We start from the raw sequence: 14174 nt of genomic DNA, 5'->3' as shown, positions 1-14174 counted from the left end.
ATAAACTAACAAAATTCTATGTTATGTTATTTATTGTCACTTCGAGTAAAATTATTGAAATGAAATGTAAATAATTTTGTACTTCGGCTACGCTCAGCAGAGCTATCGAGAAGTATTCGAATTAGTTCTCGATACAATTTTTATTTCGTTATCACTCAATAAAAATCACTCGAACTGACAATTACTATCTGGAGATAACCACGTCGCTCATTTCGACTTTTGAGTTTACCTTGAGCGAAGCCGAAAGGCTCAATGACCGCTTCTCGTTATGACGGTTATTTAGAACCAAGAAGAAAGACCGCTTCGCTGTTAGAGTAAAGACGGGTAATTTTAGAGCCAAGAAAATAGACCGCTTCGCTGTTAGAGCAAAGATGCCTTGTTTCTCTTTTCTTGTTTCTTTGTTCTTGCCTCTTTGTTCTATTTTCTTCTACAATACCTTCTCCAACAACGCTATATACAACGCAATCCCTTCTTCAATTTCTTGCAGATAAATGAACTCATCGGCGGTATGGGAACGGGTACTGTCTCCGGGACCTAGTTTTAACGACGGACAACTCAACACGGCTTGATCCGATAGGGTAGGTGAACCATAGGTTTTTCTTCCTAAGGCAATGCCTGCTTGTACCAACGGATGGGGTACCGGAATAGAAGAGGAGTTTAAATGCAATCCTCTTGGCTCAATTTTACACGGTGCGTGTTCCTGTAAAAAATCGCTTACTTCCTGATTGGTATATTGGTCGTTTACACGAACATCTACTACCAGTTTTACCTCTGCGGGAACGGCATTGTGCTGCTTTCCAGCATTGATTTGTGTTACGGTGAGTTTGACGTCTCCTAAGGTTTCCGACGTTTTTTCAAACGTAATATCTTTAAACCATTGTAATACTTCAATCGTATTATAAATGGCGTTATCGTGATTCGGGTGTGCGGCATGGCTTGGGGTTCCGCTTACTTCGGCATCAAATACTACCAAGCCTTTTTCGGCAATGGCTAAATTCATTAACGTAGGCTCACCTACAATAGCCACATCAATCTTGGGTAAGGTTTTTAATAATCCGTTTAACCCGTTAGGGCCGCTATTTTCTTCTTCTGCTGTTCCTGCAAATACCAAGTTGTATTGTAGGTTTTCTTGAGCATAAAAATAGGTGTAGGTTGCTAATAACGAAACCAAACAGCCTCCGGCATCGTTACTTCCCAATCCGTAAAGTTTTCCATCTTCTACCATAGCTTTAAACGGGTCTTTGGTATATCCGTTGTTCGGTTTTACGGTATCGTGATGTGAGTTCAATAGCAATGTAGGTTTATTGGCATCAAAATATTGATTGGTAGACCATACATTGTTTTGCGTTCGGGTATACGGTATGTTGTATTCCTGAAACCAGTTTTCTAATAGTAGGGCAGTAGCATCTTCTTCCGAAGAAAAAGAAGGTGTTTCTATTAGGTTTTTTAACAGCCTGATGGCTTTTGTGGTAAGTCTTTGTATCATGATAGTTGTAATGAGGTGTGTTTGTTTGTTGAGTTAAATACCATAGCTGTATTGCCTATGTGTACTTTTTGAACGTTGTTTTTTAGGGCATGAAAGCAATTGTCTAACTTAGGAAGCATACCTTCAAAAATGACTCCGTCAGTTTTTAGTCGAGCATAGGTGTCTAACGTGATTTGTTCAATAACAGAAGTATCATCAGTAACATCAGTTAACACGCCCGGTTTTTCAAAACAATAATAGAGTTCGGTACTGAAATGTGCCGACAAACCGATGGCAATTTCCGAGGCTATAGTATCGGCATTGGTATTGAGTAATTGTCCGTTTGCATCATGCGTAATCGCACAAAATACAGGCGTTACCCCGTGATTGATTAATAGGGCAGGAAGCTCAGGGTTTACTTTGACCACGTCTCCGGCAAATCCGTAATCAATAGGTTTTGCAGGACGTTTTACTGATACAATGGTGTTTCCGTCTGCTCCGGTAAAGCCTATGGCATTGGCATTGTGGGCTTGTAACTGAGCAACAATTTGTTTGTTGATTTTTCCGGCATATACCATGGTAATTACGTCTAATGTTTGTGTATCCGTTATACGTCTGCCTTCAATCATAGTTACCGGAATGTTGAGTTGCTTAGCCAATTCAGAAGCTAATTTTCCTCCACCGTGTACTAATACTTTAGGCCCTTTTAACTGAGCGAAATCAGCTAAGAAGTTGTTCAAAGCTTTTTCATCATTAATGATGTTTCCGCCTATTTTAACAATCTTTATGGTTTTCATTTCTTCAATTATCTTTTAATTTAATGTCACGTCGAGTGATTTTTCGTATTGAAAGGAAGAAAAATTGTATCGAGACGCTTTCAAGTAGTTCTCGATACATCTCCCTGTGGTCGACACTCGAACTGACAAGTTAAAATTCAACTTAAATGTGTTAAAATCTCCTTTAATACTACCTGAGCTGCAAAAGTTCTGTTATTGGCTTGTTCTATCACCAATGCATTATCGCCATCTAAAACCGCATCTTCCGCTACTACATTTCTTCTGATGGGCAGGCAGTGCATAAATTTAGCAGCACCTATTTTTTCTTGTGTAATCATCCAGTTAGGATCTTGGCTTAATATGTTACCGTAGTCATTAAAAGAACTCCAGTTTTTAGCATAGATGAAATCGGCATTCTCAAAAGCTTTCTCTTGGTCATATTCAATAGGGAACTGTTTCGTGATTTCCGGATCTAACTCATATCCTTTCGGATGGGTAATGACAAAATCTACCTCCATTTTGTGCATTAAGTGTACAAAAGCATTGGCTACCGAGTGCGGCAATGCCTTCGGGTGCGGTGCCCATGACAGTACTACTTTAGGTTTGGCTACCGTTTTGGTTTCCGTAATGGTAATGGCATCTGCCAACGCTTGTAGCGGATGGTCGGTAGCACTTTCCATATTTACAATAGGCACGGTGGCGTATTTTACAAAACTGTTCAACACGGTTTCGGCGCTGTCTTTTTCTTTGTCCTCTAGGGTAGGGAATGCCCTTACCGCAATAATATCGGCATATTGAGAAATTACTTTGGCAGCTTCTTTAATATGTTCAGAAGTATTTAAGTTCATCACAGCACCATCTTCAAACTCCATATTCCAAGCATTGGTAATGTTTAACACGCTTACCTCCATACCTAAGTTTTTAGCTGCTTTTTCAGTACTTAATCTGGTACGTAAACTAGCATTAAAGAACAGCATAACTAAGGTTTTGTGTTGTCCTATATGCGTACATTGATACGGGTTCTTTTTTAATTGAATTGCCTTTTGTATGGTATCTGAAAGATTCTCAATATCGTTGATAGCGGTATATTTTTTCATGATTTTGTATGGGTGATTGCCTCTTTAGCAATCTATATTTTGGTATTACGTCACCCAGATGATTCGGGATTGGTAATGAGGTTGTTTATATGTTTCATTTGTATTTGTGGGGGTATGTGTAACCAAAGTTTTATTGTTAATGTTTTAATCATTAGTCTTTTAAGTTTTGATGTGTCATGTCGAGTGGTTTTTCTGACTAAAAGGAAGAAAAATTGTATCGAGAGATCATTTATTAGTTCTCGATAGCTCTGCTGAGAAAAGCCGAAGCACATCTCCCTTAGGGTCGATACTCGAACTGACAACCAAGTTATCATTAACTCAAAATTTATGGTATTAATAAAACCAAGGTTTATTGAGGTTTTTCCGCGATTTTAGTTTCATGCTACTTGTGTTATGATTAGTTCAATTCTTTTTGTAAGGCGATGATAAAAGCATCTACATGTTCCTTTTGTAAGGTTAACGATGGTAAAATTCTCAATAGGTTAGGGCTTTTAGCACTTCCTGTAAATACATGCTGATTGAATAATAATGATTTTCTTAAGTTGGCAATAGGAAAATCAAATTCTAAACCTAACATGAAACCTCTACCTTTTATAGCTTTTAATTGTGGAATGGTGGAAACTTGCTCAATAAAGTAAGCAGAAACCTCTTGTACATTCTTCATTAACTGTTCTTTTTCTATGGTATCAAGCACCGCCAAAGAAGCTGCACAAGCCAAGTGATTACCACCAAAGGTAGTACCCAACAATCCATGAGAAGCTTGAATGCTTGGGTGAATTAAAATACCGCCAATAGGAAATCCGTTCCCCATTCCTTTTGCCATAGAAATAATATGTGGCGTAATGTCATGTTTTTGAAAAGCAAAGAAATCACCCGTTCTACCAAATCCGCACTGAATTTCATCTGCAATCAATACAGTGTTGTATTGTTGGCATAAGGTTTCCAATCCTTTATAAAAAGTGGTAGATGCTTCGTCTAAGCCACCAATACCCTGAATGGTTTCAATAATAATAGCGCAAATATCCTTATTCTGAAGAGCCTTTTCAACACCTTCCAAGTCTTCAAACTCTAAAAAGATAACTTCTTGTTGTGCATTGATAGGAGCTATGATTTTAGGATTGTCAGTAGCTGCTACTGCCGCAGAAGTACGCCCGTGAAACGAGTTTTTAAAAGCAATTACTTTTTGTTTGCCTGTGTGAAAAGAGGCTAGTTTTAAGGCATTCTCATTAGCCTCAGCTCCCGAATTACATAAGAATAACTGATAGTCTTTACAACCCGATAGTTTTTCTAATTGGTTAGCCAATGCAACCTGTAACGGATTTTGAATGGCATTGCTGTAAAAACCTAGTTTACTTACTTGTTCGCTAATATTTTTAACATAGGTAGGGTGTGAGTGCCCGATAGAGATTACAGCGTGTCCGCCATATACATCTAAATATTGCGTGCCTTTATCGTCGTATACATATACGTCGTTGGCAGTTACCGGGGTAATATCATAAAGAGGATATACGTCAAATAAACTCATTAGTTTGCTGTTTTTATAGTGTTAATTTTGTTGAAAGAGGCAACCATTCCTTGTATTAAAGCAGCACTTAAACCTTTGTGTTCCATTTCGTTTAAGCCTTCAATAGTACAACCTTTTGGGGTGGTTACTTTGTCTATTTCTTCTTCCGGATGATTTCGGGTGGCAATTAATAAATTGGCAGCGCCTTCACTGGTGTGCATGGCTAGTTCTTGTGCTTCTTTAGCATCAAAACCTAACTGAATAGCGGCCTGTGTTGTGGCACGTATCAAACGCATCCAAAAGGCAATACCGCTTGCACATACTACGGTAGCCGCCTGCATTTGGCTTTCAGGAATCACCATAGAAGTACCTAATTGATTGAAGATAGTGGTTGTGGTTTGCAGGTGTGCTTTTCCTTGAGCATTGCTACAAATACAGGTCATAGATTTTCCTACGGCAATAGCTGTATTCGGCATCGCTCTCATAATAATAGCATCAGTTCCAATAAGGTTTTCTATTTTGTCTATGGAAAAACCGGTAATGGTAGAAATTAAGATATGCTTTTCCGTAAGTACCGAGGCGGTTTCTTTTAAAACTCCCTCAAAGTGTCTGGGTTGCACCGCAAAAATGATGATGTCTGATTGTGTAATGGCTTCCTCGTTGTTGGTACTGATGAAAACATTTGGGAGACTTTTAAATTCGTTAAGTTCATCCGTATTTCTTTTCGTTAAGAAAAGCTGTGTAAACGAGTTGTGTTGTATCAATCCTTTTGCAATGGATTTACCTAAATTTCCTGTTCCTATTATTGCTATGTTCATTTGGAAAGCTTTGATTGTATGTTGTGTTGTTGTTCGTTAATCTCTTTGTAACTATTAGAAATAGGTTGCTTTTAGTTGTAATCCGTTATCTTCCTGAAAACCAAACATCAGGTTCATATTCTGAATTGCCTGTCCGGAAGCTCCTTTTAATAAATTGTCAATTACACTGGTAATAAGTAATTTATTACCGTGTTTGTGTACATGAAGTAAACACTTATTGGTATTGACTACTTGTTTTAAATGCAACTCTTGCTCTGTTACATGCGTAAAAACAGCCTCTTTATAATACTCAGTATAGAGTTGTGTCGCCTCTTCTAAAGTTCCTTCAAAATGAGTGTACAACGTAGCGTAAATACCTCTGGAAAAATTTCCTCTGTTAGGCATAAACCATACATCATTGTCAAAACTGTTTTGAAGAGTATGCAAAGTCTGATTGATTTCTCCTAAATGCTGATGTGTAAAAGGCTTATAGTACGAAAAATTGTTATCTCTCCATGTATAATGCGTGGTGGCTGATAACGAAGTTCCTGCTCCGGTAGCTCCGGTTACTGCATTGATATGCACATCCTCTTGTAACAAACCTGCATTTGCTAACGGCAGTAAGGCTAATTGGATAGCGGTAGCAAAACATCCCGGATTGGCAATATAAGATGCCTGTTGAATGGCTTCTTTTTGGAATTCCGGTAACCCATATACAAACTCTTTCCCTTGAAAAGTACTGTCAGCTTCCAGTCTGAAATCATTCCCTAAATCAATAATTTTTGTATGATTTGAAAAGGGATGTGTTTCTAAAAACTGTTTAGAATGTCCGTGTCCTAAGCATAAGAATAAAACATCTACAGAAGTGTTGATTTCATTGGTAAAGGTTAAATCGGTACTCCCCACCAAATCCTGATGCACATTCGCTATTTTGTTGCCTGCATTAGAAGTACTGTACACAAAATTAATAGCCGCTTTTGGATGCTGTAACAAAAGCCTGATTAATTCTCCTGCGGTATATCCCGCCCCTCCAATGATTCCTACTTGTATCATATTGTTTGTTGTTTGCTCACTAAGTGAGATTTGTTTATTAGTATTTAGAATTTAGTAGTTAGTATTGAGTAATTAGAATCTATACTAACAAAATTCTATATTCATTATATTATGTGTTGTCATTGCAAGCCTTTCGACTGTTGCTCAAGACAGGCTAAAGCAAAGCAATCTGCTAAGAATAGTATTTCTCGTTATGACGGTTTTTATTTTAGTAGTTAGTATTAAATATGTTAACTAACAGAATTCTAAATTTATATTTTCGCTAACCGCTAACCGCTAACCGCTAACCGCTAACCGCTAACCGCTAACCGCTAACCGCTAACCGCTAACTCCTAATTGATTCACCTGTTGATATATCTTATTCTGATTTCCTAATAACTTAATAAACCCTTTAGCATCTTCAGCAGTCCATCCTTTGTTTAGTTCACCATAACTACCAAACTTGGCATTCATTAAATCGTGTGGAGAATCAATTCCGTCTAAGGTAAAATGATACGGTTTTAGCGTTACGAAAACATTTCCAGTAACCTTTGCTTGGCTATTAGCAAAGAAAGCTTCCATATCTCTCATCACAGGATCTAAATACTGACCTTCATGTAGGTGCATACCATAAAAACTAGCCAAATACTCCTTGTGTTGTAATTGCCATTTGGTTAAGGTGTGCTTCTCTAACAAATGGTGCGCTTTAATTGTGATTAACGCTGCTGCCGCCTCAAAGCCAACTCTTCCTTTAATACCTACAATAGTATCGCCTACGTGAATATCTCTGCCAATTCCGAATTTAGAAGCTAAGGCATTCAGTTGCTCAATATTTTGCTCAGGAGCTTTTTCATGGTCATTAATAGCTGTTAATTCTCCCTTAAAAAAAGAAAGTTTTACTTGTTCTGGAGCCGTTTTAGTTACTTGCGAAGGATACGCATGTTCTGGTAACGGATGTTCTGAGGTTAAGGTTTCTTCACCACCTACACTGGTTCCCCATAAGCCTTTATTAACTGAGTATTTAGCTTTTTCCCAAGACAAATCAATACCGTTGTTTTTTAAGTATTCAATTTCTTCCTGTCTTGAAAGTTGTAAATCTCTAATAGGCGTTATGATTTCAATTTCAGGAGCAATCGTTTGAAAAACCATATCAAACCTCACCTGATCGTTCCCGGCACCTGTACTACCATGAGCAATATAACTAGCACCAATACTTTTAGCATAGTTTACAATTTCTATGGCCTGTATAATTCTTTCAGCACTTACTGAAAGCGGATAGGTGTTGTTTTTTAATACGTTACCAAAAATTAAGTACTTAATTACTTTGTTATAATAATCAGTTACCGCATTGATATTTTTATAGGTAGCCACACCCATGGTGTAAGCGTTGTGTTCAATTCTTTTAATTTCTTCGGAAGAAAATCCGCCAGTGTTTACACTAACCGCATGAACTTCATATCCTTGTTTTGATAAGCTTACCGCACAGTACGAAGTATCTAATCCGCCACTATAAGCAATTACTAATTTTTTCATTTTTTGTCTTTTTTTAGGAAGATGGTTTCCTTAATTCTTTTGAGTCTTTGAAAGACTTTGGCTTTTACTTTTATGTTTTGAGGTTTTTTGTTAGGATCGAATAACATACCTGTACACAAACACATTTTTTGCTGTGTACGTTGCAAGACATCGTAATTTTTACAAGTCTGACAACCATTCCAAAAAGACTGATCTTCTGTAAGTTCAGAAAAAGTAACAGGTTGATAGCCTAATTCGCTGTTGAGTTTCATAACCGCTAAGCCAGTAGTGATACTAAACACTTTGGCATTAGGAAACTTGGTTCTTGAATGCTCAAAAACTACTTTTTTAATTTTTTTGGCTAAGCCAATACCTCTATAATCTGGATGTACGATTAATCCAGAGTTCGCTACAAACTTGCCATGGCTCCAAGCCTCGATATAGCAAAAGCCAGCAAACTTATCTCCGTCTAGTGCTATAACAGCATTGCCATTTTCTAGTTTTGTAATAATATATTCTGGTTTTCTTTTGGCAATTCCTGTGCCTCTAACCAGTGCAGCTTCGTCAATAGTTTGACAAATAATTTCTGCATACTTACTATGCGATTGATTAGCAATAACAACTCTCATTGAAATTGATTTTAAATATATTTTCTGTTAATAATCCTTGGTTTGAAAGAAGAACTGGACGCACCTGAGTTCCCAAAAAGAAGTCATACCCTTACGGGCGACGTCGGATAAAAGTAGGTCGTACAGTAGTTGAGTTGTTAAAAATAACAACAGGAATTTGTAACGATATAAAAATGTAAATGATTGAAATCACAGATAAAAAAATAAATTATACAATACTCAGTTTAAAGCAAAAGGAAGACTAGTACCGTCTGTAAGACCGCACTAATAAACTGGGTATATGATTGTATATTTTATTTGTTTGCATGATGCCGCAAATCTATAAAATAAATTTTGATAAATACTAAACAAAAAATAAAATTTTTTATAAGTGTAAGTAATATAGGAGGTTATGAGATGTTTTTTTATAAGGGGAAATAAAAAAAACAAAAAAACATTAGGATAACTAAAAAATAATTTCAAATATTTGTGGCATCAAATGAAGAAACAAGTAGTAAATATCATTTCTATTATTATTGTCATTGTGATTATTTCACAAGGATAAGGAAGTGGTATTTATTATTAAATAATATAAATTTTAAAAAGGCTTCCTAAATTTTAGGAAGCCTTTTTTAGTTGCAAAAAATATGAATCAATTTTTTAACATCGTGGTAATTATTATTGTCATTATTAGCTCTCCACCGAGTTGATACAGATAATTTTTGCCTATAAGGAAGCCTGTATCTAACTCTAGATACAGGCTTTTTTTATTCCGTGAATATCATAAGGTTAAAAAGTTAATGTATTGATTTTTAAATAATTGTGTTTTTTAAAGATAGGTTAGAAATCATTAAAGCACAGGAAAATAGAAAAGAGAATAAAAAACGAAAAATAATTTTGAACAGCAAAACAACTGAAAAATGTATTACAACGAAGAAACAGTAATCTATTACAACGGAGAGTTTATCAAAGCCGCAGAAGCAAGTGCTAACTTGTATAGTCAAAGTTTGCACTATGGAAATGGGGTTTTCGAGGGTATAAGAGCATACAATACCAACGAAGGAGCGAAAATTTTCAAGCCATATGAGCATTATAAAAGGCTTAAGTATGGAGCAGAAGTCATGAATATTCAATTGGAGTATTCAGAAGAACAATTAACACAAATTACGTATGAATTATTAGAATGTAATGGTTTGAAAGATGCATATATACGTCCGTTAGTGACTACTGGAGCCGATATGAGTTTGTTGACTTCTAAAGAGACGAACTTAGTAATACAATGTTGGGAGTGGGGCAAGTATATGGGAGATAAATTGCTACGTGTAAAAACGTCTTCATTCCAACGTCCGAATCCAAAATCATGTTTTGTAGAAGCCAAAGTAACAGGTCACTATACCAACTCTATACTATCAACGAACGAAGCAAAAAATAACGGTTATGACGAAGCATTGTTATTAGATATGAACGGTAATGTAGCTGAATGTTCTGGGGCAAATGTTTTTATGCAGAAAGATGGGAAGTTATACACACCACCAAGAGGTCACATTATGGCAGGAATTACCCGTGCTACAGTTATCGATTTATGTAAAGAAGAAGGAATCTCTGTTGAAGAAAAGCATTTTACGCTAGAAGAATTAAAAAATGCAGATGCTTGCTTTTTTACAGGAACTGCTGCCGAAGTAGTTGGATTACAGTCACTAGACGATTATCAATTTCCTCTAGCCTGGGAAAAATCACACGGATATAAATTAATGAAATTATACAAAGACGAAGTAGTAGGCTTAGGTCAAAAACGCAAAGCAAGTTAACATGGAACTAAACAAATTTAGTAAACAAGTAACGCAAGACGATACACAACCAGCAGCACAAGCCATGTTGCATGCTATAGGTTTGTCGAAATCAGACTTAGAAAAACCATTGGTAGGAATAGCAAGTACAGGATATGAAGGAAATCCGTGTAATATGCACTTAAACGATTTGGCAAAATTGGTAAAAGAAGGAACCGAAAATGCCGATTTAGTGGGGTTGATATTTAATACCATCGGTGTTTCTGACGGAATTTCTATGGGAACACCAGGAATGCGCTATTCACTTCCTTCTCGTGATGTGATTGCCGACTCTATGGAAACCGTAGTGCAAGCGATGTCGTATGACGGATTGGTAACCGTAGTAGGCTGTGATAAAAACATGCCAGGAGCTCTCATGGCAATGTTGCGTTTAAACCGTCCTTCTGTTTTAGTATATGGGGGAACCATTGCTTCAGGATGTCATGAAGGAAAAAAGTTAGACGTAGTATCTGCCTTTGAAGCATGGGGAGAGAAAGTAGCGGGAACCATTACGCAACAAGAATATCAAAATGTGATTGAGAAAGCGTGCCCAGGAGCTGGAGCTTGTGGAGGAATGTATACCGCAAATACGATGGCATCAGCAATTGAAGCTTTGGGCATGAGTTTGCCTTATAATTCATCGAACCCAGCGATAAGTAACGACAAAGAGCAAGAATGTGTTAAGGCAGGAGAAGCGTTACGGGTATTACTTGAAAAAGACATCAAACCATCAGACATCGTTACTAAAAAATCGTTGGAAAATGCGGTACGATTGGTAACAGTAATGGGAGGTTCTACCAATGCAGTATTACACTTTTTAGCCATCGCAAAAGCAGCAGAGGTACAATTTACCTTAGAAGATTTTCAACGTATTTCTGATGAAACGCCATTTTTAGCCGATTTAAAACCTAGTGGAAAGTACCTTATGGAAGATGTACACAAAGTAGGAGGTACACCAGCAGTTTTAAAATATTTACTAGAAAAAGGGTTGTTACATGGCGATTGTTTAACCGTAACTGGAAAAACATTGGAGGAAAATTTAGCAGCAGTTCCAAGTTTAACGGAAGGGCAAGATGTAGTAAAACCATTAGAAACTCCTATCAAAGCCACAGGACATTTACGAATGCTCTATGGAAACTTAGCCAAAGAAGGTTCTGTAGCTAAAATAACAGGAAAAGAAGGATTGTATTTTTCAGGAAAAGCCAAAGTTTTTGAAGGAGAGTATGCCGCTAATGATGGGATAAGAGACGGAAAAGTAGAAAAAGGAGATGTGGTGGTAATTCGTTATGAAGGGCCCAAAGGAGGACCGGGAATGCCTGAAATGTTAAAGCCAACAGCTGCTATTATGGGAGCAGGATTAGGTAAAGAGGTTGCGCTAATTACCGACGGTCGTTTCTCGGGAGGAACGCACGGATTTGTGGTAGGTCACATTACACCTGAGGCGCAAGAAGGTGGGGTAATCGCTTTAGTAAAAGACGGGGATACCATAACCATTAATGCTGAAACGAATACGATAAATGTTGAGGTTTCGGAAGAAGAATTAGTCAAAAGAAAACAAGAATGGACAGCTCCACCTTTAAAAGTAAAAAGAGGGGTACTCTATAAATATGCAAGAACAGTAGCATCTGCTTCTAATGGATGTGTAACCGACGAATTTTAATCGCAGGGCGATAGCCAGAGGATTAATTTCCTGAGGCTTGCAGAGGTGTTTGATTTTTAAAAAAAGACAACAGAATTAAGATTTAAGACTATACATAGTAGCGTTAAAAAATAATAAAATAACTAAGCATATAGCTAAATGCTAAAAGCCAAAAGCTGAGTTTATGGAAACAAAAACGAAACAACAAACAGAGCAAGAAACGACACAAAAAATAACCATTACAGGAGCAGAAGCTGTAGTAAAATGTTTATTAGCAGAAGGAGTCGATTTATTGTATGGATATCCTGGAGGGGCTATCATGCCTGTATATGACGAGTTGTATAAATATCAAGATAAATTGCATCATGTATTAACACGTCACGAGCAAGGAGCAACACACGCTGCACAAGGCTATGCTAGAGCTACAGGTAGGGTAGGAGTAGCGATAGCAACTTCAGGTCCAGGAGCAACTAATTTAATTACAGGAATTGCCGATGCGCAGACAGATTCTACGCCAATGGTATGCATTACAGGCCAAGTAGGAGCCCACTTATTAGGGTCTGATGCGTTTCAAGAAACAGATATTGTGGGAATTTCAACTCCTGTAACCAAATGGAATTATCAAATAACCAAAGCAAGCGACATACCTGAAGTCATGGCAAAAGCATTTTACATCGCTCGCTCTGGAAGACCAGGGCCAGTTTTGATTGATATTACTAAAAATGCGCAGTTCGAAGAGTTTGATTTTGAATATAAAAAATGTACATCAGTACGAAGTTATCAACCTGTTCCGAGCATGAACATACAAAATATTGAAACAGCCGTTGCATTGATTAATAATGCACAAAAACCATTTGTGGTTTGGGGGCAAGGTGTACTACTTGGAGAAGCAGAAGAAGAATTTAAAGCCTTTATAGAGAAAGCAGGAATTCCTTCAGCAAGTACATTATTAGGACTATCTGCTTTACCAACCAAACATCCTTTACATGTAGGAATGGTAGGAATGCATGGGAATTACAGTCCGAATAAACTAACCAACGAATGTGATGTGTTAATTGCTATCGGAATGCGCTTTGACGATCGTGTTACAGGAGATTTAAATCGTTACGCAAAACAAGCCAAAATAGTTCATTTTGAAATAGATCCTGCGGAAGTAGATAAAAATGTAAAAACAGATGTAGCAGTTTTAGGAAACGTAAAAGAAACTTTAAGAGCAGCACTTCCTCTTTTAGAAGAAAACTCACACAAAGAGTGGTTGCAAGAATTTAGAAATCTCGATGCCGTTGAGTTTGATAACGTGATAAAAAATGATTTGTTTCCAACCAAAGAAGGTTTAACAATGGGAGAGGTTATCAAGCAAATAAATGAAGCTTCTAAAGGAAAAGCTATTGTAGTTACCGACGTGGGCCAACATCAAATGATAGCAAGTCGTTATGCGGAATTCAACCAAACAAAAAGTAGTATAACTTCAGGTGGATTAGGTACCATGGGCTTTGCCTTACCAGCAGCGATTGGTGCTAAAATGGGAGCTCCAGAGCGAGAAGTAGTTGCTGTGATTGGTGATGGCGGTTATCAAATGACCATACAAGAACTCGGAACCATTTTACAAACCAAAGCAGCGGTTAAAATTGTAGTACTCAACAATGAATTTTTAGGAATGGTACGTCAGTGGCAGCAGTTGTTTTTCGACAAGCGATACGCTTCTACCGTAATGACAAACCCTGATTTTGTAACTATTGCAAAAGGATATCATATGGCTGCAAATAGAGTCACTAAAAGAAAAGATTTAGCGAGTGCTGTACAAGAAATGATGCAAGCTGAAGAAGCCTATTTCCTAGAAGTTTGTGTAGAAAAAGAAGCCAATGTATTTCCAATGATTCCAACAGGAGCATCGGTATCTGATGTTCGATTAAAATAA

At 37.2% G+C, this 14174-nt stretch carries 11 protein-coding genes; 3 read left to right on the top strand and 8 right to left on the bottom strand.

Features of this window, described 5'->3' with window-relative positions; all coding sequences use genetic code 11:
- Positions 1-427: 427 nt before the first annotated feature.
- From V1T75_RS02690 to V1T75_RS02655, 8 genes are all read right to left on the bottom strand, one after another.
- Positions 428-1486: a M20 family metallo-hydrolase gene (locus V1T75_RS02690; protein WP_330487031.1), complete on the bottom strand. Its 1059-nt coding sequence runs from the start codon at positions 1484-1486 to the stop codon at positions 428-430.
- Positions 1483-2262, bottom strand: a complete 780-nt coding sequence (gene argB / locus V1T75_RS02685) for an acetylglutamate kinase (RefSeq protein ID WP_330487030.1) — start codon at positions 2260-2262, stop codon at positions 1483-1485. Before argB ends, V1T75_RS02690 begins: the two co-directional genes overlap by 4 nt.
- A 137-nt stretch (positions 2263-2399) precedes the next feature.
- Positions 2400-3338: an acetylornithine carbamoyltransferase gene (locus V1T75_RS02680; protein WP_330487029.1), complete on the bottom strand. Its 939-nt coding sequence runs from the start codon at positions 3336-3338 to the stop codon at positions 2400-2402.
- A gap of 397 nt (positions 3339-3735) precedes the next feature.
- Positions 3736-4863, bottom strand: coding sequence for an aspartate aminotransferase family protein (locus V1T75_RS02675; protein WP_330487028.1), 1128 nt, complete (start codon positions 4861-4863; stop codon positions 3736-3738).
- Positions 4863-5660, bottom strand: coding sequence for a pyrroline-5-carboxylate reductase (gene proC / locus V1T75_RS02670; protein ID WP_330487027.1), 798 nt, complete (start codon positions 5658-5660; stop codon positions 4863-4865). The genes V1T75_RS02675 and proC overlap by 1 nt, the downstream gene beginning before the upstream one ends.
- Positions 5661-5714: 54 nt before the next feature.
- Entirely contained in the window at positions 5715-6692 is a 978-nt protein-coding gene (gene argC, locus V1T75_RS02665) for an N-acetyl-gamma-glutamyl-phosphate reductase (protein ID WP_330487026.1), read from the bottom strand.
- A 318-nt stretch (positions 6693-7010) separates the two neighbouring features.
- Positions 7011-8204, bottom strand: coding sequence for an argininosuccinate synthase (locus tag V1T75_RS02660; RefSeq protein ID WP_330487025.1), 1194 nt, complete (start codon positions 8202-8204; stop codon positions 7011-7013).
- Positions 8201-8812 (bottom strand): GNAT family N-acetyltransferase, encoded by a 612-nt coding sequence (locus V1T75_RS02655; RefSeq protein WP_330487024.1) that lies wholly within the window; start codon positions 8810-8812, stop codon positions 8201-8203. The genes V1T75_RS02660 and V1T75_RS02655 overlap by 4 nt, the downstream gene beginning before the upstream one ends.
- Before the next feature lie 899 nt (positions 8813-9711).
- Between V1T75_RS02655 and V1T75_RS02650 the strand changes: the two genes are divergently transcribed.
- From V1T75_RS02650 to ilvB, 3 genes are all read left to right on the top strand, one after another.
- Entirely contained in the window at positions 9712-10599 is an 888-nt protein-coding gene (locus V1T75_RS02650) for a branched-chain amino acid transaminase (RefSeq protein WP_330487023.1), read from the top strand.
- A 1-nt stretch (position 10600) separates the two neighbouring features.
- Entirely contained in the window at positions 10601-12277 is a 1677-nt protein-coding gene (gene ilvD, locus V1T75_RS02645; protein ID WP_330487022.1) for a dihydroxy-acid dehydratase, read from the top strand.
- Positions 12278-12440: 163 nt separating this feature from the next.
- Entirely contained in the window at positions 12441-14174 is a 1734-nt protein-coding gene (gene ilvB / locus V1T75_RS02640) for a biosynthetic-type acetolactate synthase large subunit (protein WP_330487021.1), read from the top strand.

Origin of the sequence: Tenacibaculum sp. FZY0031, from assembly GCF_036350695.1 — a bacterium.
GTDB lineage: Bacteria > Bacteroidota > Bacteroidia > Flavobacteriales > Flavobacteriaceae > Polaribacter.
Note: the sequence above shows the minus strand (reverse complement) of the source record. Positions and strands in the feature narration are given on the sequence as shown.

Bases quoted from the DNA above. Each gene is read 5' to 3' on its own strand.
- V1T75_RS02690 (WP_330487031.1), bottom strand. From the start codon at position 1,486: ATGATACAAAGACTTACCACAAAAGCCATCAGGCTGTTAAAAAACCTA.
- argB (WP_330487030.1), bottom strand. From the start codon at position 2,262: ATGAAAACCATAAAGATTGTTAAAATAGGCGGAAACATCATTAATGAT.
- V1T75_RS02680 (WP_330487029.1), bottom strand. From the start codon at position 3,338: ATGAAAAAATATACCGCTATCAACGATATTGAGAATCTTTCAGATACC.
- V1T75_RS02675 (WP_330487028.1), bottom strand. From the start codon at position 4,863: ATGAGTTTATTTGACGTATATCCTCTTTATGATATTACCCCGGTAACT.
- proC (WP_330487027.1), bottom strand. From the start codon at position 5,660: ATGAACATAGCAATAATAGGAACAGGAAATTTAGGTAAATCCATTGCA.
- argC (WP_330487026.1), bottom strand. From the start codon at position 6,692: ATGATACAAGTAGGAATCATTGGAGGGGCGGGATATACCGCAGGAGAA.
- V1T75_RS02660 (WP_330487025.1), bottom strand. From the start codon at position 8,204: ATGAAAAAATTAGTAATTGCTTATAGTGGCGGATTAGATACTTCGTAC.
- V1T75_RS02655 (WP_330487024.1), bottom strand. From the start codon at position 8,812: ATGAGAGTTGTTATTGCTAATCAATCGCATAGTAAGTATGCAGAAATT.
- V1T75_RS02650 (WP_330487023.1), top strand. From the start codon at position 9,712: ATGTATTACAACGAAGAAACAGTAATCTATTACAACGGAGAGTTTATC.
- ilvD (WP_330487022.1), top strand. From the start codon at position 10,601: ATGGAACTAAACAAATTTAGTAAACAAGTAACGCAAGACGATACACAA.
- ilvB (WP_330487021.1), top strand. From the start codon at position 12,441: ATGGAAACAAAAACGAAACAACAAACAGAGCAAGAAACGACACAAAAA.